Genomic DNA, 21,169 nt, shown 5'->3' with positions numbered 1-21,169 from the left:
ATCCCTCAACATGTCACAAAGCCGCAAGTAATATTGCCAAATCGTCTGATTACAGCATCTTGCGGCTTAGATATTTCATAGTGATATTTATGGTACTACTAGTAGTGGCTATTGTAACAATTTTTGTCGTAATTATTAAGGTATCTGTATCAAATAACCAAAACACGATATTTGCTAAATCAGAATTGTTATTTAGCAGACGCTGTTACGCGCTCTATTATATTAAATATGAGCGCATAATGCATGATGATATTGCGAGATTTGTAACTGCCAGTATTTGAGCGATACAACTCTATTATTTATGGCTGACTATAGTCGATTAAATTTAAAAGTGATACAAGCCAACCAAGTATAAAAGCCAGTATAAAAACAAGTACTAGCTATCATATGCTGAAGATAACTGCTCAATAGCGTGATCTAGCACGTCCAATCGTGCTTGGCGCTTTTCATTAGTAGCGATGACACACCAAGGGGCATTTTTGGTATCTGTGTACGCCAACATATCAGCGGCAGATTGCACATAATCAGACCATTTATCACGGTTCCGCCAATCATCATCCGTTAGTTTGAATTGTTTGTGAGGGGTCTCTTGACGCTCTTCAAAACGCTTAAGCTGCTCTTTTTTGTCAATTGCCAGCCAGTACTTAATCACTATCGTGCCTGCGGTGACTAGGTCCGCTTCAAAACGATTGATCTCATCATAAGCGCGCTGCCACTCATCACGCGTTGCAAACCCTTCGATACGCTCAACCAATACACGTCCATACCAAGTCCGATCAAAGATAGCGACACGACTGATATGATCGGTTTGCTCATTAGGTAGTCTCGTCCAAAAGCGCCATAAGTAAGGATGTTGCAGCTCATACAGCATTGGCGCGCTAATGTTATAAACTTGATACTCACGTGGATCGAGCGGCGCGACCAACCTTTTAATGGCCCCACCCTTGCCAGCCGCATCCATGCCTTCAAAGGCAAATACCACATGCCGGCCATTGCGCGCACGTAGCAATTCAGCGAAACGCGCTTGCTTCTCTGCCAATGCTTTACGATAATCAGACTTATCTATGTCTACATCAACGATGCGCTTTAATTGCTTCGGTATTTTTACTGATTTAAAAGCTTCTAACTCTAGCGCTGTTTTTGTCTGGTCATTAGATTCTGATTTATCGGATGAGGTTTGCTTTTTAGCCGTCTCAGTCGAGCTTGCTTTACTACTCACTAGTGCAGTTTGCATCGCATGTAGCACTTCATGACAAAAATGATCGGCCGCTTGTGACTTATCATCACCATCGATAATGACCCAGTCATCTTGCTGTCGTAGTAAGGCTGCGGCCACTTCATTGAATTTTTCGATAACGTTTTGACTATTCCAGTCAATTTGATATAAAAAATGTGGATCAGCTTCTTTGTCGTTCAGCCGTGATTGTAGGGTTTCGATATCGACATGAAACCAGCACTTTAATAGTCTAGTTTGGTTGGCAACGAGATCTTGCTCAAAGGCTTGTAGCTTGATGAGTTGCTGCTCTAGATATACTTGCCATTTAGCGATAGGCAGCGATTTTTTACCTTTCAAGCTTTTACTTTTTGACTGTTCATTATCACTGTCTAATGTCGCCATTCGCATAGCATTGTAGAGCAAATCGGCGTACCAGTTCCCGAAATACACCATCACGTCACCATGACGTGGCATCATGTGGGTATGCGCTTGCCAAATAGGCTGAGACGCCAATGGACGAGAACCTATCGTAGCCTCAACTTTAAGCAACCTAGGATCAACCCATTCTCGCAGCTGCTTAACCGCCGTGCCTTTACCTGCCTGCTCCATCCCATTGACCAATACTAATAAACCTGTTGGCTTATTGAGTGTGGGCGGCGTCTGTTGCCGCGTTGCTCGTAGAGCGTATTGAGCGGTAACCAAGGCCAGTCTCAGAGAATCTGTATCCATAGAAAACTGACTAAGGGGATTAGGCGTCAGACGCTGATCGACAACCTGCTCACTAAATTGCGCACTGACTGACTCTAGCTCGGTTGGTCCAGTCGTATTATTCTGTTTGCTCATAACCTAATCGTCCTATGATTTAAAACGCAGTCCTTTAATCATAGCATTCGATTAATCGAGTAAATAACGATGCTATGTAACAGTTTGACATTTGTATTCTACTTTATTTTCTTTTATTGTGAACACCATCTAGAATACATGCTTTAATAACTATTTATCAGTGTAAGACACTAAGTATAAATTATCAGTTTGATCACATTTTTTTTACTACTTTTACTTATTTGTAGGTTTACACATTATGGCCGCTTTAGCCGATTTACAACAGCATTTGACACGTTTTTGGGCGCTGCCCTATCATGAAGATTTGGCATTAGATGCCAAGCTCAAAGACGTACAATCATGGCAACAAACACGGATTAAACACACGCACAGCGACCTCTTTGAACAGCCAAAGAATCAACTGATGGCAGATTATTTTCTAACGCAGCTATACGGCGGAGACGAGTTCAAATTACTGGCCAAGCAGCTAGCACGAATTCTACCTAAAGCTCAAAAACTTGAGCGCCTAGCTAAAGAGTCTGCGTTAGAAGCAGGTAGCATGGGTATCCAAGCGGCGATTTTAGCGATTGAGCTAGACTTGCATTTGGCTCAATGGCTGGTCGCTGCAGCGTTACCAGTTAATGAAGAGAATATGCTTGCTGCGTATCGTGCTGTCGATGAAGCTGATGAGCGTAGAGTGCAGATTCGCAACCTGAAAGAGGTTTGCTACCGCACTGACAAGCACTTAAACTCGTTCATGCTCAAAAAAGCCTTTGCCCTAGCTAAAGGCACTGCGTATCGCTACAATTTCCAACCACTTTACGACTTCATTGATACAGGGTTTAAAGCCATGAAACCGCTCAAAAGCGTGAGTGATTTTATCGAGCCTTTTTGTGAGCGTGAGCTGATAATTATTGACCAAGTCCATGATACGGATAATGGCGGTAAGCCAATGACGTTTGGTGTATCATAGGATACATAATACACCTGAGTCACCGCCATCTTATATCTCTTAGAAATACAATCATAAAATGAATGATAGGACACTACCATGACCGATACTGCAAATAATAAAAACACGCATCTCGACCAACCAACGACAACCAACGGTCATTTACAAGATCAGCTGGTAAAAGATAGTATCGCCAACAATCAAAACATTACAGCCCAAGTCCTAGCAGCACAAACTGCTAATGTAGAGACTCTGCCAACAGCCAATGTAAAAACACACAGTAATAGTGTAAAAAGCAATGACTTCACGCAAGTCCAAGACTTACCGACTGGAACACCACAAGGCCAACAAACCACTATGCCAACCAATGACACCATCGATAATAGCCATAGCAAAGTAGAAAGTGTCTCTGCAAAGGTAGAAGCCGCCAAGCAAACCCTTTTTAATCAGCGTGATGACATCAATAATCCACATACCTCTGATACTGATGGTGAAGAAGAAACACACTTTGGTTATAAAACAGTCAATAAAGCAGAAAAACAGGCACGTGTGGCTGATGTCTTTACCTCTGTTGCCAAAAAATACGACATTATGAATGACCTAATGTCTTTTGGTATTCACCGTCTGTGGAAGCGTTATGCCATAAGCTTGTCAGGTGTGCGTTCAGGTCAACATGTGCTTGATATCGCGGGCGGTACTGGAGATTTGGCTAAAGTCTTTAGTCGTGAAGTTGGTAGAAACGGCCACGTAGTATTATCTGATATCAACGCGGCCATGTTAGAAGTGGGTCGTGAGCGCCTAATCAATGCGGGCTGTAATAACGTTGATTTTGTCTTGGCAAATGCTGAGACACTTGCGCCTTTTGATGATGAAAGCTTTGACTTAGTAACCATTAGCTTTGGTCTGCGTAATGTCACAGACAAAGATGCTGCGTTAAAAGCCATGTATCGCGTGTTGAAGCCGGGCGGTCGTTTGTTGATACTAGAGTTTTCAAAGCCTGTCTTTGAACCATTATCAAAAGCGTATGACCTATACTCTTTCACCGCACTACCATTGATGGGTAAAATCATCGCCAACGATTCAGAAAGCTATAAGTATTTAGCAGAGTCAATTCGCATGCACCCTAATCAGCAAACGCTGAAACAAATGATGCAACAAGCGGGCTTTGAAAATTGTGATTATCATAACTTAACTGCTGGTATCGTTGCCGTACATCGTGGCTTTAAAGCGTAACGATAAAGTACGATTAGTCAGACCTTATTGAGCCTGACACGAACATACTATGCGCTGATGCAGCTAATGCAGAGGCGCTCATTTAACGATGCGAGAGCCTTATGCTGACTGTCCTCCTATTAGCTGGTGCCGAAAAGCTGATCAACCTTGCCATTGCTAGTGATGAGATTACTAAAGCAGGCCTGGCACCACTTGCTGGCAAAGTGTTACGACTGAATATGGGTATGCCTGAAATCAATCTAGATGTGCTGTTTACTCACGAGCGTTTACGCTTTGAGCCTGTCACGACTGATAGCGTATTTGAGCCAAGCGGCCAAATGAATGAACGCCAAAAAGCCAGTATGGAACGGGCACGTCTGGGTCACAGTCATCCAGACTGTACCATTACTGTAGAAAACCCCGCTCAACTGCTCAATCTGATGCGTGGCACTGAAGGTAATCTGCCTATCGCTGGTGACTATAAAGTACTGATGCAGCTCAAACAGCTAGTTGCAGGCTTTGATCCTGATGTTGCCGGACAACTTGAGCCATTCATTGGTAGACCTATGGCGAGTCAGTTGCATCTGCTGATCTCGCAGCTCAAAGGTAGCTGGCGTCATGGTGCTAAGCGTGCTTTTAACGATGTCAGTGATTGGGCAAATGATGTAGCGGGCAATAGCGCTCCTAATCCTGCTGAGACGGCAGAAGTAGATGACCTCAAGCAACAACTCCTAAAGCTACGTGCTGACGTCGAACGTGAAGAGGCCAAACTTGCGGCTATCAAGGATGAACAAGTACGCTTCCTTAATAACTCATTTCATCAATAGACAATCACTACGCTTACCCTATTTCTGACTTTATTTAGAGTACATATATCTCATGCTATTATCTCATCGCGCCCGTTTATTTGAGCTTTGGCGTATTGCCGCTACGTATCGCATCGATACCCATTTTTCGGTTGAAGACGCACCGCAGCTGCAACCTTTAGCACGTCTAATCCGTATGCATCCAGCTGCTTGGGGTAAAAAACATCAACCAAATGCGATTAAATATGCGCTTGAAGATATGGGCACGCTGTTTTTAAAACTTGGACAGCTGCTCTCTACGCGTCGTGATTTGGTGCCACCTGAGATTATTGAGCAACTGGTTCAGCTACAAGACAAAGTCAAACCGTTTGATGCTGAGATTGCTATTGCACAAATTCAAGATAATAAAAACGGTCTTGGACAATCTATCCAAACCTTGTTTGCACGCTTTGACATCAAACCGCTTGCCGCCGCTTCTATCGCTCAAGTTCATACTGCTGCCCTACATGATGGCCGTGAAGTCGTCGTAAAGGTGGTTCGTCCCGATATCCGTACCACCATTGTTGCGGACTTTGAGCTACTACGTGAGTTAGCCAACTGGGCATCTGCTCGTATCGAAGCGGCACGTGCCATACACATTATTGATATTGTCGAAGACTACCGTCAAGTCATGCTTAACGAGCTAGATTTAACGCTTGAAGCAGACAACACTACTCAAATGCGCAATAACTTTTTGGGTTCAGCTTTGATGTATGTGCCTGAAGTTTATGACGCTGCCAAAAACGTGATGGTCATGGAGCGTATCCAAGGTGTCCCTATCTCACAAGTTGAGATGTTTGACCAGCTGGGCTATGACCGTGCGGCACTGGCAAAAAAAGGCTTAACGATATTTTTTACTCAAGTCTTCCGTGATAACTTCTTTCATGCCGATATGCATCCGGGTAATGTATTTGTAGAGACGCCGCCAGTTCAAACACTACACGCAGGTATGGCAACGGTCGATTTAGGTCATGAGCCACGCTATATCGGTCTAGATTGCGCCATCATGGGCACTTTATCAAAAGACGATCAACTCATCGTCGCGCGTATGCTGTTGGCAGTCATGAATGACAATTTTACGGCAATGGTTGATATTGTGAGCCGAGCAGGTTGGATACCACCAAATACTGACAAACATGCCTTGATGCGCGATATGAAGCGCACTGTCGGCCCAATGCTAAAAAAATCCATTAATGATATCGACTTTGCTGGTGTCTTGATGCAGATTCTAGACATTGCACGCCGTCATCATATGAGCATTCCACCGCAACTCATGCTATTACTCAAGACATTGGTACATGTTGAAGGCCTTGGTCGCGATTTATATCCTGATCTTGATATTTGGTCACTTGCCAAGCCCATTCTAAGCAGTTGGATCAAAGAGCAGCTAGACCCTATGCGTAACTTACAACAGCTACGTCAGCAATTACCTGAGATATTACTGTCTACCACTGATATTCCAAAATTGTTGGATCAAGGCTTACAAAGTCTTGCCTCACAAGGATCACGCCAAGACAGTCAACTACGTGAAATACAGCAAATTCGTGCTGACATGCTCAATGACCGTCGCCGTGACTGGCTAGCACTGGCAGGGTTTGCCATATTTATCGCTATTGCTACGCAAGTCATAGGTTGGCTATCACCTATATTTTATATACTGGCTGTGTTAGTAGTTGTTTGGCGTATATTGGCTTAAAGACCAGCTTTATCTTTTATTTACTTAGTTCAGAAAAAGCTTCGTAACTTTAGACTCAAACAAAGAAATGCGCCTGCTTTTAATGAGAAGCAGGCGCATTTTTTATGCTAAATACTGAATACTATAGCATCTGATCAATCGCCATTTGGGTCAGTACCCTTCCGCGAGCAGTACGAAGTACGTAACCTTGTTGAATCAGATACGGCTCAATCACATCCTCGAGTGTACCGCGATCCTCTGCCATAGCAGCCGCTACCGCCTCAACACCAGCGGGACCACCATCAAAACGCTCATGTAATATTTCGATATAACGTCTGTCTAAATGATCGAGACCACGTCTATCAACAGCTAGCATATCTAGCGCACTGCCCGCTATCGCTCCATTAATACTGCCATCACCTCTTACTTCAGCATAATCACGAACACGGCGCAATAGGCGATTAGCTATCCTCGGTGTACCACGCGCCCTGCGAGCAATCTCTACCGCGCCATCCTCACTCATAGGTACACGCATCAAACGTGCTGCTCGACTGACAATCGTCGTTAGGTCAGCGATATTATAGAACTCAAGTCGCTGTACAATACCAAAGCGATCACGTAACGGTGAGGTCAATAGCCCTGCTCTAGTGGTCGCGGCGACCAAGGTAAATGGTGGCAAATCAAGCTTGATAGAACGGGCAGCAGGCCCTTCACCAATCATAATATCCAGCTGAAAATCTTCCATTGCTGGATATAGTATTTCCTCAATAACCGAACTCAATCGATGAATCTCATCAATAAATAGTACATCGCCTTCCTCTAAATTGGTCAGCATGGCTGCCAAATCACCTGGACGTTCAAGCACTGGCCCTGAGGTCGAGCGCAAATTACCGCCCATTTCACGAGCGATAATATTAGCAAGCGTGGTTTTACCTAGACCTGGCGGGCCAAAAATAAGGGTATGATCTAACGCTTCTTTACGACCTCGTGCTGCACCAATAAATACTTCCATTTGCTCACGTACGACTGGCTGGCCAATATATTCAGCCAATAGTGCTGGTCGAATATTGGAGTCAGGAGCATCCCCTGCGCCTTCTAGTGGATTAATCAAACGATCTTGCATCATAGTTTTTATCATTATATTAAAAAATTAGGTAATAAATAGCATAACCAAACGCCACCTATAAGTCATGCAAAACATCAAAAGTTATCTGCCAAAACGAAAATAAGCGACAATTAATGTCGCTTATTTGTTTAATACTTTCTGATACAACTATTAATAGCAACAGCAGCCAAAATTACTTAAACGTTGATAGCTGCTGTAACGTGGCTTTTAACAACCCTTGCGTATCTGCAAAGACATCACCGTTACTCTTAGCAGCTTTAATGGCTAGCTGGGCTTCTTTTTCTTTATAACCCAAGCTAATCAAAGCGCCTTCTACTTCAGCGATGATATTGTCTTCGGCAGAAATCTCAGCAGGCTGAATAGCGAATTCTAAATTGCTATTATCCACTTCAATATTTTTCAGTTTGTCTTTTAGTTCAATCAGCAAACGTTGCGCCGTTTTTTTACCGATACCTGGAATACGAGTCAGAGCTGTCTCCGAATCCTGCTCAACGTGCATTTTGAGCTCAGCTGCTGACATCGCAGACAGCATAGCCAAGGCCATTTTTGCCCCAACGCCATTGATTTTAATCAACTGACGAAAGACATCTCGCTCTTTGCGATCAATAAATCCATAGAGCAGCTGCGCATCTTCACGCACATGAAAATGCGTCCAAATACTTGCCTGCTCATTAAGATGTAGCTGACAAAATGAGGGCAATGGCATCTCAATATCATAACCCACACCAGAGGTAGTCATGATACAAGCGGTTGGTGCCATTAAATATTGCACTTGTCCGGTAATCAATCCAATCATCACTTACTACCTCTTATATAGGTCATTGTATAAACGACATCAGCATAAATAACATCAGCTGCCACTTTATTGTCCGCGACTTTTTTGCCAGAAAATCTTACTGGTAAAAGTTTACCATCCCTTCAAGGCTGGTTGGACGAATTTTATGCGCTTGTCCTGCAGAACCGAAAGCTTCAAAACGATTGGTGCAAATATCTGACATTGCGACCATAGATGCTTTAAAGTATTTACGTGGATCAAACTCGCTCGGGTTTTCTGCAAGAAATTTACGAATAGCACCTGTTGAGGCCAAGCGTAAATCTGTATCGATATTGACCTTACGTACACCATGCTTAATCGCTTCAACGATTTGCTCAACAGGCACGCCATAAGTTTCACCAATATTACCGCCATTTTCATTGATGACTTTTAGCCACTCTTGCGGTACTGATGACGAGCCATGCATGACCAAATGAGTGTTAGGAATACGGGCATGAATCTCTTTTACACGTTCAATAGACAGGATATCACCTGTAGGTGGACGCGTGAATTTATACGCACCGTGGCTCGTACCGATAGCAATCGCTAGCGCATCGACATTGGTGTCTTTAACGAACTGCTCAGCTTCGTCAGCACTGGTCAATAGTTGCTCATGATCCAATACGCCTTCTGCACCAGAGCCGTCTTCTTCGCCTGCCATACCAGTCTCAAGACTGCCCAAACAACCGATTTCGCCTTCTACAGACACACCGCAAGCATGCGCCATCTTAACGACTTCACGAGTAACGCTAGCATTATAATCATAATCCATCGGCGTCTTACCATCTTCACCCAGTGAGCCGTCCATCATCACTGATGAAAAACCAAGCTGGATTGAACGTTGGCAAATCGCTGGTGACATGCCATGATCTTGATGCATAACGACTGGAATATGTGGCCACTCTTCAATAGCAGCAATAATCAAATGACGCAAAAATGCTGACCCTGCATAACTACGTGCGCCAGCGCTGGCTTGGACGATAACAGGTGAATCACAGGCATCTGCAGCCATCATAATTGCACGCATCTGCTCTAGGTTATTGACGTTGAAGGCAGGAACACCATAGCTGTGTTCAGCGGCATGATCTAGAAGTTGACGTAAAGATATTAAGGCCATAGCGCTCTCTGATTGAGTTTTGAATAGTATTTTAAAAGTAGCTCTTGAAATGACAGCTTTAAAAGCCATTAGCAAAAAGCATTGCTTGATAACAGTAACAGCACTGCCAATCAGCATAATAGTGAATCATTTCAGGACAATGAATACGCGATGATTATAACAAAAATTGCTCTGTCTTCGTAGTCGTTGCCTGACTATTTGTTTATATGTTTACTCTATGCTTCGTTTTGGCTCATTCTATAAATAATCATCTAATAGGTTAGTTCATATAAAGTTTCAAATTAAAAATAAGAAATGCAAAAAGCCTTGGCAATCACCAAGGCTTTTCTAATATATCATGAGGCTTATAATACAAAAATCTATGTTCGTTACTAATCTATTGATTTATTCAATCAATAGCAGGTCGATAAATCAGTAATGAAGTGACTTATTACTTAGCTTACTACTTAACTTAGTACTGTTGCTCAGCGTCAACAGCGATATCGTCCGCACCTTCAGCAACAGCAGTAGCGCCTTCAGATACCGCAGAAGCAGTACCTTCAACGACAGTGCTAGTACCTTCAGCAATAGCATCACCAGTGTTTTGCAATGCATCTGTAGCAGCTGCACCAGCAGTTTCTGCGCCTTCGGTAACTTCAGTACCAGCGTCTTGAGCAGCCGCTTCAGCGTCAGCAGCAGTCGCTTCAGTTTCAGCAGAAATGTCGTCAGCAGCAGACTCAGTAGTCGCTTCAGCGTTTTCTTCTGTCTGTTGGCTACATGCAGTAACTGCAAAAGTACCAGCAAGTACGCTAGCAAGTAACAAATGACGTTTTAACATAATAAACCTCTCGTAAATAAGACATGTCAAAATACATGGTGGCACTATTTTATAGAGTGCAAATGAGACATGCAATAATAATTTTAAGTATATAGATAAATAATAATGACTTAATAATCAACGGCTATTGCTTATAACTGATCTGAAGACAGACTAAAAAAGCGATAGCCATCACATTATGTCGATAGCCTACATGAGATACTTAGCTCTAGTTGTACGTCTAATGTTACCAAACGGCTAGGTAACATCGACTTAATTAAGCTTCAATTTGCAAAGCAGCAACCGCTGGAAGCACCTTACCTTCTACGAATTCCAAAAACGCACCGCCGCCTGTTGACATATAGCTGACACCATCAGCAATTTGATATTTATCGATTGCTGCTAATGTATCGCCACCACCAGCAATTGAAAAGCCTTGGCTGGCTTTAACAGCATTTGCCACTATATGCGTGCCTTGGCCGAAAGCATCTACTTCAAACACACCCACTGGGCCGTTCCACAAGATCGTTTTTGCATTGATAATCGCATCGGCAAGCTGCTTTGCGCTCTCTGGTGCAATGTCCAATATCATGTCATTGTCACCAATCGCATCAACAGACTTAATCGTTGCGGTGGCCTTTTGCAGTGAGCCAGTAAAGTCAGCGAAGTCGATATCATTTTTATCAGCGACTACGACGTACTCAGGTAATAAAATCTCAGTTTTACTCATGATGTCACGAGCCGTATCTACTAAATCCGCTTCATACAATGACGCACCAACACTATGACCTTGAGCGGCCAAGAAAGTATTGGCAATACCGCCACCAACAATAATCTGTGTGCATACTTCTGCCAAACTGTGCAAAACTTCTAATTTCGTCGATACCTTCGATCCGCCGACAATAGCTAACATCGGCTGATCTGGGGTCTCAAGCGCTAGGCTCAGTGCATCAAGTTCAGCAGCTAATAGAGGGCCTGCACAAACTGTTTTGCCCGCTTGACGCATGGCTTGAGTAACACCTTCTGTCGATGCTTGCGCACGATGTGCCGTACCAAAAGCATCCATCACAAACACATCGCATAAATCTGCGTATTTTTTTGCTAAAGCGGCATCGTTTTTCTTTTCGCCTTCATTGAAACGCACGTTTTCTAGCAGTACGACTTCACCAGCTTTGATAGAAGCACCTTGCGTCAAATAATCACGATTCAAGCTCACTGGCGCTGCTAATTTTTCGCTTAAATAGTCAGCAACAGGCGCTAATGAATATATTGCTTCAGGGTTGCCTTCAGTCGGACGTCCTAGATGTGAGCAAACGATAACAGCAGCGCCTTTTTCTAGTGCCATCTTTATAGTAGGTAGGCTTGCTTGCAGACGAGCAGCACTCGTAACTTTACCATTTTTGATAGGTACGTTTAGATCTTCTCGAACTAACACGACTTTATCCGTCAAGCTCAGCTCACTCATACGCAAAAAATTCATTACCTGCTCCTATGCATCAATCTATTGGTTAATTTACGATTACTATTGCTATGACATGTGTTATGACATGTGTTATGACATGTGTTATGACATGATTTTTATAAAAGAAGTTGACCAACTGTTGTCTATATTGATCTTCATATTCTTGAGTTGAGCTTTACCTTTGTGATAATTTTTTATATTTGTTATTCGATTATCAACATATCTGTTTAGGCAAAAATTAACGGCGGTGCATTCTACCAGTTTTCTTTCAAAAGCTCATACGGAACTTGCCAAAAACTGACTGTTATTCTTTGAATCTTATTATTTGGCTCTTATTAAAGGCCCAGTAACATTTTGTGGTGGTACTTAACCGTCAGCATCTCTACGATAGAAGTGTGGATAATAAAAATAAACTATTAGGAGAATATAATGACCATCAACTTAGATATTGCCAAACAGAATCTCTTAACATTAAAAAACGAGTATGAGACTCGAATCGATAAAATTGAAGACCATATTCAAAACCCACAAGATGATCTCAATGAGCACTGGGACGACCAAGCCATCTCATACCGTCAAAATGACATGCGCAAAAACCTCATGGGCGAAGCTCGTCAAAGTTTAATTTATGTAGACAATGCCTTAAGCCGTATTGAAAACGGTACTTATGGCGAGTGTGAGGTATGCGGCAAGCCAATCGAAATACAACGCTTAGAAGCCCTACCGTACGCCACACTGTGTATGGAACATGCTAAATAAGCATTTGGCTTCTATTTTCAATAAATAGACTATAAAGCAGGTTTTTCCCACTCAGAAAATACCTGCTGCCATTGGTGGCAACGTTCAGCGATTTGTGCGACTGGTAAATCCATAATATCGCCTACTACCGCGACATATTTAATAGGCAACCCCGCTAGAGTCGAAACATTTTCAGCCGTTAGACCACCTATCACGCACATGTCTATGCCTTGCTGACAACCAGTAACAAGCTGGTCATGAGATACAATATAAGCATTTGGTTTAGTTGTAGAAGTAAAGACTGCACCCATTGCAGCGTAACTTGCGCCATCACTTTTTGCTTCTTTAACTAATGCTGAGTCACGATGACAAGTACGGCCGATAATCTGATTCGGTGCTAAAGTCTGTTTAGCATCACTAACATTGCCATCTTTTTGACCCAGATGCACACCGACACCCAGCTTCGCTGCTAAGCCAATATCATCATTTATGACAACTGGAACCTTGTACACATTGGCCAAATCAACGATCTGTAGCGCCTCATCATATAGTTGCGAGTCACCATCGGGTAATGCGAGTATCTTCTTGCGCCTGATTTGTAGTAGCGCAATTAAGCCAGTTGCTAATGCTGCTTCTAACTTTTGATAGAGAAGCGAAAACTCATCGTCGTTGGTCAACAAGTATAGCTTTGGCGTTAAAAAATTTGATGACTGGATCATACAATGTGTCCTTAATATTCACACAATAAAAAAGCTGTTATATCACATAACAGCTTTTTTATAAGTACCAAACCAATAAGCTTACACTGTACGACGTGTCGCTAAACTGTTAAGAATATTTTTGGCATCACCCCAACGCGTGGCTGAGCTGTTCGCCCCTAAGATCACGATAATCGCTGGGCGGTTATTGACACGAGTTTCCATTACTACGCAACGACCCGCTTCGTTGATGAACCCTGTTTTTGAGATACCGATTGGATAACTGCCATCACGAACCAAACTACTGGTGTTATTGGCTTTATAGGTACGGTTACCACTGGAGTAGTTTGAGACAAAAAAGTCATAGCTCTTAGTGGTAGAGAAACGACGAATCACATCGTAGTTACCAGCAGCACGTACCATTTTTACAAGATCTTTTGGTGAAGCGACGTTGCGCTTATCAAGTCCTGTTGGATCACCGAAGAAAGCGGTCGTCATGCCTAAGTCTTGAGCCTTACGGTTCATCGCCCGCATAAAGGCACTATAACCACCTGGATAGTTACGCGCTAGACTTTTTGCAGCCGGATTTTCTGATTTCATTAATGCCATTAATAAAATTTCAGCACGATTCATGCGATCGCCAGACTTTAGCTTCGAGCTTGCACGCTTAGGACCGACGAAATCTTCTGGATCAAGGGTAATCTCTTCACGCATGTCGAGACCAGCATCAAGTACAACCATGGCAGTCATTACTTTAGTAATACTGGCCATCGGACGCGCAACATCAGCATCTTTTTCGTAAATAGACTCGCCAGTCTCGGCATCAATGACAGCGACACTACGAGAGTCAGTGCTGATAGGAATCATATCACTACTACCGAATGCACCGCGGTAAGTGGTATTGTAACTATTACTGCTACTACCAAAACTATTAGAAGTCGTTGTACCAGAACCATTATCAATTTTTTTGATAGTAGAGCTGTTAGACTTGTACATGATATTACGTGCTTCAGATAGACTGTCCGCACCGCCCCAACTCATGCGAGCACTAGAACCGTTGTCAGCGCTACCATTAATCGTAAGTGCGGCTTGTGCAGCACTGCCCAAACTCAATGAAATCATAGCAGCGATTAATTGCTGTTTGGTTAATGGTAGTTGCTTCATTATGCCCCCTGCTGTCGTTATCACGCCAGTTATACACTGCCTGACGCCACAAACGTACGTAGCCTTTATGGATGTGTTTATGAGTACTCATATAGAGTTTTTGTATTTTTAGTGTATCATGGATTGCATTTAAGTTTAATCTATCAAACTGATTTAGTAGTTTATTTCGACCTAATTCAAATTTCGCTACAACCACTTGATACTATAGAAACAATGCTTCACATTTCAGAAACATATGTTCATCGTGCACAAAGCAACCGTTTATATTTCGTTATATTGCGCAGCGATAACGACACAATATGTTAGCAGTATATGATTTTTTTCAAGACTAAAAAATGGTTTAGATGACCTGAAACTACTTGTCATTTAACATCAGTCAACAGCTTCATTCTGACAAATAATAAAGAGTATCGTTATGATTAAAGTATTGGTAGTAGATGATCATGATTTGGTGAGAATGGGTATTAGCCGTATGTTATCAGACAGTATCGACATCGAAGTCATCGGTGAAGCTGATAGTGGCGATATGGCTATTAAACTGGCTAAACAGCTGCGCCCTGACGTGATATTACTTGATGTCAATATGCCTAATATCGGTGGTCTCGAAGCAACCAAACGCTTAATTCAGCTTGATATAGGCGTTAAAATACTAGCCGTCAGTAGTATGTCCGCACAGCCCTATCCTTCAATGCTCATCAAAGCAGGTGTCAATGGTTACATCACTAAAGGTACACCACTTGATGAGATGATAAGAGCGGTCAAAAAAATCTATCAAGGCGGACGCTATTTCAGTCAAGATGTTGCTGAACAATTGGCCGATGTTCTATTATCAGACAATGCCAACTCACCGTTTGAATTGTTAAGTGACCGTGAAAAGCAAGTAGCTATGATGGTAGTTAACTGTCAAAGTCCTCAACAAATAGCCGATCAGCTATTCGTCAGTGTTAAAACCATCAATACGTACCGCTATCGTATTTACGAAAAAGTCGGTGTGGATAGTGATGTTAAATTGACTCATTTGGCCATTCGCCACGGTCTTATCCAACCATAAGTCACTTAACCCTTCTTTCTTTGCCATGGTCAATTTATGAAGCCTGCTATTACGCATTATTTGCATCAAGATGAAACCCTTCCGCTGATACAGTTACGCAGATTAGGGCTGATCTATAGTAGTTACCGCTTCATCGTTGGCCTATTTTCTATGTTGATGGTGTATATCACTGCTCAGACTGGCAATATCGTCTCTCTACCAAGCTTTTTGCAACAAACCGTCCTCAGCTTTTATATTTTACTGAGTTTAATCCTGCTAGGACTGTTTTATGTCGTACACAAAAAGATGCGACGTCAACTAGCCTTTGGCTTGGTCTTAGACGTTACTATATTAAGCTTGTTGCTTTACACAGCTGGCGCGCCTGATTTACAGTTAACCATGCTGTACATGGTAGTAGTCGCAGCGAGTTTTATGCTATTACACAGCTCACAAGCACTAATTATTACGCTACTTGCTATTATCTTTGTCATTTATCAGCAATTTTTTTATGCCATTGCAAATAGTATGAATTTGGCCAATTTAGGTAATGCTTTACTCATGTCTGCCAGCTTTTTGGCAGTTGGTGGATTAAGTTGGTCGATCTCCTATCGCTTAGTACAGCTAGAAAAAGTAGCAGCGAGTCATGCCAAAGAAGTAGCGCGACTGAATGTCATCAATCAAGAAGTCATCACGCAAATGGCTAATGGTGTCATTGTCATCGACAAACAGCATGTTGTATTAGCTAACCTTGCCGCTCATCAATTACTTAGCCTTCCCTATAATTCATCAATAACATTGCCAAGCGTATCTGACGAAGCAGATAGTAGTACACGACATGAGAGCTATACCGAATTATTAACTAACTTTGAGCAACAGCTTAGCAAACAACACACCCAACTCTTGCATGCCTGCTTGTCGGTCTTAGCAGGTCAATCGTGCACCTTTACGTACGACCTGCCTGCAGTAGCAAATGCCTCTATATTTGGTAAACTACGTGTACATATCATTCCACTAACGGATGGTAGCAAGCTAATAATGCTAGAAGATTTACGCCGTGAGCAAGCCAGCGCTCAACAGTTAAAGTTGGCATCTCTAGGACAATTAACCGCCAGTATTGCTCACGAAATAAGAAATCCTTTAGCGGCTATTTCTCAGGCCAGTCAGCTATTGATGGAAGATGTGATAGAGATCGAGGAAAGCAATACCACAAATGGAAGCACAGCGGTTAGTAACTCAAATGATGACCTGTCCGGTAATTATGAGCTTTATAAGATGATATTTGCGCAAACCAAGCGCGTCAATCGTATTATAGAAGATGTATTAAAACTGTCGCGCCAGCAAGCAGCCAGTCAACAATCGATCGTATTGGCTGAGTGGATGCCAACATTTTTAGAAAATTATTTTCAAGGACATGACATTTTTTTACGAGTAAAAACACAACCTACTATATCATTCGACACTCATCAGTTAGAGCAAGTTTTGATTAATTTAATCAATAATGGCCTACGTTATAGTAGCTATGCTAACCCTCATGCTTATGTAGAAATCGAGATTTATTGTGCCGACAACGATGTTATAATTGATGTTTTAGACGATGGTGCTGGCGTGAGCACCGAAAGTTTAAAGCATTTATTTAATCCGTTCTTTACTACAGATCAAGCAGGTACAGGCTTAGGACTGTACCTATCACAAGCATTTTGTGAGGCCAACCAGACTCGTTTACTTTATATACCTGAGCATAAGAAAACATGCTTTCGCTTGATAGCGCCTTCTGCCAATGCTAGTACGTATGGCACAATGCATAAAACAACGTGAATAAGAACGTTTTGTGAGTAGCAGTCTTATCCTGTGGTAAATTTTTACCATTGGGTTATATTGATTTTAAAGTTTACTATTTATTTTTTTAATTCTATATGGTCGGTTTAAGATAATTCAAATACAAAAAATGCGAGAGAAAGTACTACAAACAGTAGACTGAACGCTCCTGACATCGTACCTGAATTATATAGGACAGACTATAGCTATTGAACACAATGAGATAATGTATGACAACAACCGCGCTAGTCGTCGATGATGAAGTAGATTTGTGCCGATTAATGCAAATTACTTTGACCAAAATGGGCATCAAAAGTGATGTCGCATATACGTTGTCACAAGCAAGATCATTCTGGAAAGACAATGACTATGACTTTTGCTTGACCGACTTAAACCTCCCTGATGGGTCAGGGTTAGAGTTAGTGAAGGAAATAAGTGACAGCTCTAGCACTCCAATAGCGGTTATTACCGCCCACGGCAGTATGGATCTAGCGATTGAGGCACTCAAACTTGGTGCTTTTGATTTCGTTAATAAACCACTTGAGCTGCCACGCTTACGCCAACTGGTCGAAAATGCCTTAAAGGTTATACATCAAGACAATGCAGCAAGTGCCACACCTGAATCCTCACCTGAGCAAAAAATGTTAGACAGTAGGCTCATCGGCAATTCTGCCGTGATGCATCCTCTGAAAAAAACTATTTTAAAACTGGCACGCTCACAAGCACCTGTTTTTTTATCAGGCGCATCGGGTACAGGTAAAGAAGTGGTTGCCAAACTGATTCACGACTTAAGCCCACGTAGAGATGGTAGCTTTGTGCCAGTCAACTGCGGTGCTATACCTTCAGAGCTCATGGAGTCAGAGTTTTTTGGTCACAAAAAAGGCAGCTTTACTGGTGCCGTCGCTGACAAACAAGGACTGTTCCAACAAGCAAATGGTGGCACGTTATTTTTAGACGAGGTAGCAGACTTGCCACTCGCAATGCAGGTAAAACTACTGCGTGCCATTCAAGAAAAAACAGTGAGAGCAATTGGTGATACCAAGGAAGTGCCGGTAGATATTCGCATTTTGTCCGCAACGCATAAAGACTTAAATCAATTGGTACAAGGTGGTGCGTTTCGACAAGATTTGTACTACCGTATCAATGTGATTGAACTAAAACTCCCTACTCTAAATGCACGTCGTGACGACATACCTGTTTTAGCTGAGCATTTTTTGGCAATGATTACTAATGAATGGCAGTTAGAGACGCCACCATCATTGACCAATGAGGCTTGCGAGCGCTTGCAACATCATGACTTTGCTGGCAACGTCCGTGAGCTACGCAATATCCTTGAGCGAGCCGTGACTCTAGCAGAAAGCTCACACATTGACGTCAATCACTTAGGTCTTACAGATATTGATATCAATCATGCGCAAATACCAGAAACTGAGTTAAACGATAAGGCAGTGGGTGGAACGCTAGAAGCGGGTGAAAAAACCATCCAACCAACACATGAAGCAATAGCACCGCAGATCCAGCAAACAACCACTAATCTGCACCCTTATCGCACTAGCACTCAGCACTTCCCTGCAATGAGACAGCGTTCATCAGTCAATCAAGCAGAAATACTGAACCCTACAACATCTTATAACAATGAAGAAGCCAACAGCCTTGACTCTACTCAACAGGAAGGTAATGAAAAGGTTAATCTAAGCGAGTTATCTGATGGACAACTGCCCGTTCAAGGGCTAGAAACTTACTTGCAAGAGCAAGAAAAGCAACTGATTATTACTGCGCTCAAAAAAACCGGATGGAACAAAACTCAGGCAGCCGAACTATTAGGTACGACTTTTCGCTCTTTGCGCTACCGCATGAAAAAGTTAGAAATATCTGAGGATGAGTCTGAATCATAAACCTTTATATAGTTGATTCAGTTTAAAAGAGAGTCAAGGCAACCGAGTGCAGATGTATATGAGATACTTCAAACGAGGTTTACGCTGTCACTCTTTTATAGAGGATTGACTATAGTGATGATTTGACTCTATAGCCTACCTATAATGAGTAGCGCTTAGCCAGCTATCTTCGGCCTATGGCGCTTTGTTATTTTCAGTAGGCTTTCGAACAAAACGAATACCTGAACCTAACTTTTGTGCTTGTAGTATCTCGAGTGCCTGCTGCTCCCATGTGCCCTCATTACCTGATAATGTGACATCAGGCTTTACACCGATACCATCTATCTTTTTGCCTGATGCTGTCATATAGTTAGCAACTGTCAATTTAACGGCTTGCTCATCATTGAGCGGGATAACTGACTGTACAGATCCCTTACCATAGCTGATCTCACCAGCAATAGTGGCTCGCTTTTGTGCTTGTAAACTACTGGCCAGCACCTCTGCTGCTGATGCCGAATATCTATTTTGTAAAACAACAACTGGCAGTGATTCGAATAATGCGGCACCTTGAGTCGATAGAGTCCGTGTGTCACTTTGACGAGCTTTTACTTGTACCACATCAGTATCAGTCATGAATAAACTGGCAACGCTCACCGCTGACGTTAATACACCACCTGGATTGTCGCGCATGTCTAACAAAATACCAGATACGGGTGCCTCTAAGTCAATCAAGCTTTCCAATAATTTTTCACGGCTGTTATTTTGAAACGCAGGCAACTTAATAACGGCAATACCATTGATGAGCTTTGCTTCAACGACTTGAGGGTGACTATTATTACGCTGTAAGGTAGTGGTATGTTTGCGGCGACCAGCTCTCGAGGTTACGATATCCACTTGCGTCCCCGCAATCCCTGTCAGGAGTTGCTTGATATCGTTACTTTCTTTATTAGCATCCAGTTTGAGATCACCAATTTGATGCAAATAATCACCAACAGCGATATCTTTTTTATCAGCAGGTGAGTCATCATCGACGTCTGTAACTACCCAGTAGCCAGCCACAGGTTGATAAGTAACTTTGATACCGACATCGCCCACATCACCTTCTGTAAAAGCACGTAGGTTTTCGTAAGCCTCAGCATCTAAAAACTCAGCATGACTGTCAAGCTTGGTCAGCATACCACTCATCGCATTACTAAATAGCTCTTCATCATTCACCGTATCCACATATTCGCGGCGCACTAAATCCACTACTGCGACGAACGTCTTAAGCGTCTCTGGAGAAATGGCATTCAGTGATACTTGTGCAACGTCAGAAGGAATACTGGTATCGATATCATCCGTATCGTCAGTTAAAGCACTTTCATCTGGCACACTATCTATTGAGTCATCCGCATCGTCTGCAGCTTCAAGCATATCCGCAATATCTGATAAATTATTAGTGTCATTTTTGGCCGCTATCTCATCATCATTTAAACTGATAAGTTGTAGGTTGGCTGTAGGGTTACGTGCATCGTTCTCAGGCAATATTGCTGCCTGTGCATACACACTAAAAGTACTCAATCCCAGTAAACCTATCATTAATACAGGCTTAAAAAAAGTCGGTGTGGCAGATAGCTTCAGCGTTGGTTTACCCAATCGCTTAGAGACAGACGATCGCACAGAATAGATAGGATGCATAAGACAACTCGTTTAAATAATAGAATGTATCGTCAATCCTCTATAAAAGAGTAGCAGCGTTAACCTCACTTGAAGTATCACATATACATCTGCGCTCGGTTGCCCTGTATCTCTTTTAAACTGAATCAACTATACA

At 42.5% G+C, this 21,169-nt stretch carries 17 protein-coding genes; 8 read left to right on the top strand and 9 right to left on the bottom strand.

What is annotated here, in order from left to right:
• Nucleotides 1–376: 376 nt before the first annotated feature.
• Nucleotides 377–2,059, bottom strand: a complete 1,683-nt coding sequence (locus JMW61_RS08550) for an ATPase (RefSeq protein WP_201550278.1) — start codon at nucleotides 2,057–2,059, stop codon at nucleotides 377–379.
• Between the two features lie 238 nt (nucleotides 2,060–2,297).
• Here JMW61_RS08550 and JMW61_RS08545 point away from each other — a divergent pair, with 238 nt between their 5' ends.
• The 4 genes from JMW61_RS08545 (at nucleotide 2,298) to JMW61_RS08530 (ending at nucleotide 6,743) form a co-directional block, all read left to right on the top strand.
• Nucleotides 2,298–3,011: an FFLEELY motif protein gene (locus tag JMW61_RS08545; protein WP_110922632.1), complete on the top strand. Its 714-nt coding sequence runs from the start codon at nucleotides 2,298–2,300 to the stop codon at nucleotides 3,009–3,011.
• 78 nt (nucleotides 3,012–3,089) lie between these two features.
• Nucleotides 3,090–4,223: a bifunctional demethylmenaquinone methyltransferase/2-methoxy-6-polyprenyl-1,4-benzoquinol methylase UbiE gene (ubiE, locus tag JMW61_RS08540; RefSeq protein ID WP_406947815.1), complete on the top strand. Its 1,134-nt coding sequence runs from the start codon at nucleotides 3,090–3,092 to the stop codon at nucleotides 4,221–4,223.
• 101 nt (nucleotides 4,224–4,324) lie between these two features.
• Nucleotides 4,325–5,029 (top strand): ubiquinone biosynthesis accessory factor UbiJ, encoded by a 705-nt coding sequence (locus JMW61_RS08535; RefSeq protein WP_201550277.1) that lies wholly within the window; start codon nucleotides 4,325–4,327, stop codon nucleotides 5,027–5,029.
• Between the two features lie 52 nt (nucleotides 5,030–5,081).
• A complete protein-coding gene (locus JMW61_RS08530) occupies nucleotides 5,082–6,743 on the top strand; it encodes an ABC1 kinase family protein (RefSeq protein WP_201550276.1) in 1,662 nt (553 codons plus the stop codon).
• A 121-nt stretch (nucleotides 6,744–6,864) separates the two neighbouring features.
• On the opposite strand, the gene ruvB is transcribed toward JMW61_RS08530, so the two are convergent.
• The 5 genes from ruvB to JMW61_RS08505 all read right to left on the bottom strand — a co-directional run bounded on the left by ruvB (nucleotide 6,865) and on the right by JMW61_RS08505 (nucleotide 12,055).
• Entirely contained in the window at nucleotides 6,865–7,845 is a 981-nt protein-coding gene (gene ruvB, locus JMW61_RS08525; RefSeq protein ID WP_110922844.1) for a Holliday junction branch migration DNA helicase RuvB, read from the bottom strand.
• A 175-nt stretch (nucleotides 7,846–8,020) separates the two neighbouring features.
• A complete protein-coding gene (ruvA, locus tag JMW61_RS08520) occupies nucleotides 8,021–8,644 on the bottom strand; it encodes a Holliday junction branch migration protein RuvA (protein WP_201550275.1) in 624 nt (207 codons plus the stop codon).
• 97 nt (nucleotides 8,645–8,741) lie between these two features.
• Nucleotides 8,742–9,779: a class II fructose-bisphosphate aldolase gene (gene fba, locus JMW61_RS08515; protein ID WP_197131567.1), complete on the bottom strand. Its 1,038-nt coding sequence runs from the start codon at nucleotides 9,777–9,779 to the stop codon at nucleotides 8,742–8,744.
• Between the two features lie 451 nt (nucleotides 9,780–10,230).
• On the bottom strand, nucleotides 10,231–10,596 hold the full coding sequence (locus tag JMW61_RS08510) for a hypothetical protein (protein ID WP_110922626.1): 366 nt from the start codon (nucleotides 10,594–10,596) through the stop codon (nucleotides 10,231–10,233).
• A gap of 256 nt (nucleotides 10,597–10,852) precedes the next feature.
• The gene (locus JMW61_RS08505; protein WP_201550274.1) at nucleotides 10,853–12,055 is read right to left on the bottom strand and encodes a phosphoglycerate kinase; all 1,203 of its coding nucleotides are present in this window, start codon (nucleotides 12,053–12,055) and stop codon (nucleotides 10,853–10,855) included.
• A 411-nt stretch (nucleotides 12,056–12,466) separates the two neighbouring features.
• Between JMW61_RS08505 and JMW61_RS08500 the strand changes: the two genes are divergently transcribed.
• On the top strand, nucleotides 12,467–12,796 hold the full coding sequence (locus tag JMW61_RS08500) for a TraR/DksA C4-type zinc finger protein (RefSeq protein WP_197099979.1): 330 nt from the start codon (nucleotides 12,467–12,469) through the stop codon (nucleotides 12,794–12,796).
• Nucleotides 12,797–12,825: 29 nt separating this feature from the next.
• Here the strand turns inward: JMW61_RS08500 and JMW61_RS08495 are convergent, their stop codons facing one another.
• A complete protein-coding gene (locus JMW61_RS08495) occupies nucleotides 12,826–13,494 on the bottom strand; it encodes a thiamine phosphate synthase (RefSeq protein ID WP_197099978.1) in 669 nt (222 codons plus the stop codon).
• A gap of 81 nt (nucleotides 13,495–13,575) precedes the next feature.
• Entirely contained in the window at nucleotides 13,576–14,637 is a 1,062-nt protein-coding gene (locus tag JMW61_RS08490; protein WP_201550273.1) for a serine hydrolase, read from the bottom strand.
• Nucleotides 14,638–15,052: 415 nt separating this feature from the next.
• Between JMW61_RS08490 and JMW61_RS08485 the strand changes: the two genes are divergently transcribed.
• From JMW61_RS08485 to JMW61_RS08475, 3 genes are all read left to right on the top strand, one after another.
• Nucleotides 15,053–15,688 carry a response regulator gene (locus JMW61_RS08485; protein ID WP_201550272.1) on the top strand — a complete coding sequence of 212 codons (636 nt, stop codon included), beginning with the start codon at nucleotides 15,053–15,055 and terminating at the stop codon, nucleotides 15,686–15,688.
• Nucleotides 15,689–15,724: 36 nt separating this feature from the next.
• Nucleotides 15,725–17,482: a sensor histidine kinase gene (locus JMW61_RS08480; RefSeq protein WP_201550271.1), complete on the top strand. Its 1,758-nt coding sequence runs from the start codon at nucleotides 15,725–15,727 to the stop codon at nucleotides 17,480–17,482.
• A 230-nt stretch (nucleotides 17,483–17,712) separates the two neighbouring features.
• On the top strand, nucleotides 17,713–19,377 hold the full coding sequence (locus JMW61_RS08475; protein ID WP_201550270.1) for a sigma-54-dependent transcriptional regulator: 1,665 nt from the start codon (nucleotides 17,713–17,715) through the stop codon (nucleotides 19,375–19,377).
• 174 nt (nucleotides 19,378–19,551) lie between these two features.
• Here the strand turns inward: JMW61_RS08475 and JMW61_RS08470 are convergent, their stop codons facing one another.
• The gene (locus tag JMW61_RS08470; protein ID WP_201550269.1) at nucleotides 19,552–21,033 is read right to left on the bottom strand and encodes a S41 family peptidase; all 1,482 of its coding nucleotides are present in this window, start codon (nucleotides 21,031–21,033) and stop codon (nucleotides 19,552–19,554) included.
• Nucleotides 21,034–21,169: the final 136 nt, after the last annotated feature.

Source organism: Psychrobacter fjordensis (genome assembly GCF_904845995.1).
Lineage (GTDB): Bacteria > Pseudomonadota > Gammaproteobacteria > Pseudomonadales > Moraxellaceae > Psychrobacter > Psychrobacter fjordensis.
Note: the sequence above shows the minus strand (reverse complement) of the source record. Positions and strands in the feature narration are given on the sequence as shown.

Bases quoted from the DNA above. Each gene is read 5' to 3' on its own strand.
- JMW61_RS08480 (WP_201550271.1), top strand. From the start codon at position 15,725: ATGAAGCCTGCTATTACGCATTATTTGCATCAAGATGAAACCCTTCCG.
- JMW61_RS08500 (WP_197099979.1), top strand. From the start codon at position 12,467: ATGACCATCAACTTAGATATTGCCAAACAGAATCTCTTAACATTAAAA.
- JMW61_RS08545 (WP_110922632.1), top strand. From the start codon at position 2,298: ATGGCCGCTTTAGCCGATTTACAACAGCATTTGACACGTTTTTGGGCG.
- fba (WP_197131567.1), bottom strand. From the start codon at position 9,779: ATGGCCTTAATATCTTTACGTCAACTTCTAGATCATGCCGCTGAACAC.
- JMW61_RS08490 (WP_201550273.1), bottom strand. From the start codon at position 14,637: ATGAAGCAACTACCATTAACCAAACAGCAATTAATCGCTGCTATGATT.
- JMW61_RS08470 (WP_201550269.1), bottom strand. From the start codon at position 21,033: ATGCATCCTATCTATTCTGTGCGATCGTCTGTCTCTAAGCGATTGGGT.
- ruvA (WP_201550275.1), bottom strand. From the start codon at position 8,644: ATGATTGGATTGATTACCGGACAAGTGCAATATTTAATGGCACCAACC.
- JMW61_RS08495 (WP_197099978.1), bottom strand. From the start codon at position 13,494: ATGATCCAGTCATCAAATTTTTTAACGCCAAAGCTATACTTGTTGACC.
- ubiE (WP_406947815.1), top strand. From the start codon at position 3,090: ATGACCGATACTGCAAATAATAAAAACACGCATCTCGACCAACCAACG.
- JMW61_RS08530 (WP_201550276.1), top strand. From the start codon at position 5,082: ATGCTATTATCTCATCGCGCCCGTTTATTTGAGCTTTGGCGTATTGCC.
- JMW61_RS08475 (WP_201550270.1), top strand. From the start codon at position 17,713: ATGACAACAACCGCGCTAGTCGTCGATGATGAAGTAGATTTGTGCCGA.
- JMW61_RS08505 (WP_201550274.1), bottom strand. From the start codon at position 12,055: ATGAATTTTTTGCGTATGAGTGAGCTGAGCTTGACGGATAAAGTCGTG.
- ruvB (WP_110922844.1), bottom strand. From the start codon at position 7,845: ATGCAAGATCGTTTGATTAATCCACTAGAAGGCGCAGGGGATGCTCCT.
- JMW61_RS08535 (WP_201550277.1), top strand. From the start codon at position 4,325: ATGCTGACTGTCCTCCTATTAGCTGGTGCCGAAAAGCTGATCAACCTT.
- JMW61_RS08550 (WP_201550278.1), bottom strand. From the start codon at position 2,059: ATGAGCAAACAGAATAATACGACTGGACCAACCGAGCTAGAGTCAGTC.
- JMW61_RS08485 (WP_201550272.1), top strand. From the start codon at position 15,053: ATGATTAAAGTATTGGTAGTAGATGATCATGATTTGGTGAGAATGGGT.
- JMW61_RS08510 (WP_110922626.1), bottom strand. From the start codon at position 10,596: ATGTTAAAACGTCATTTGTTACTTGCTAGCGTACTTGCTGGTACTTTT.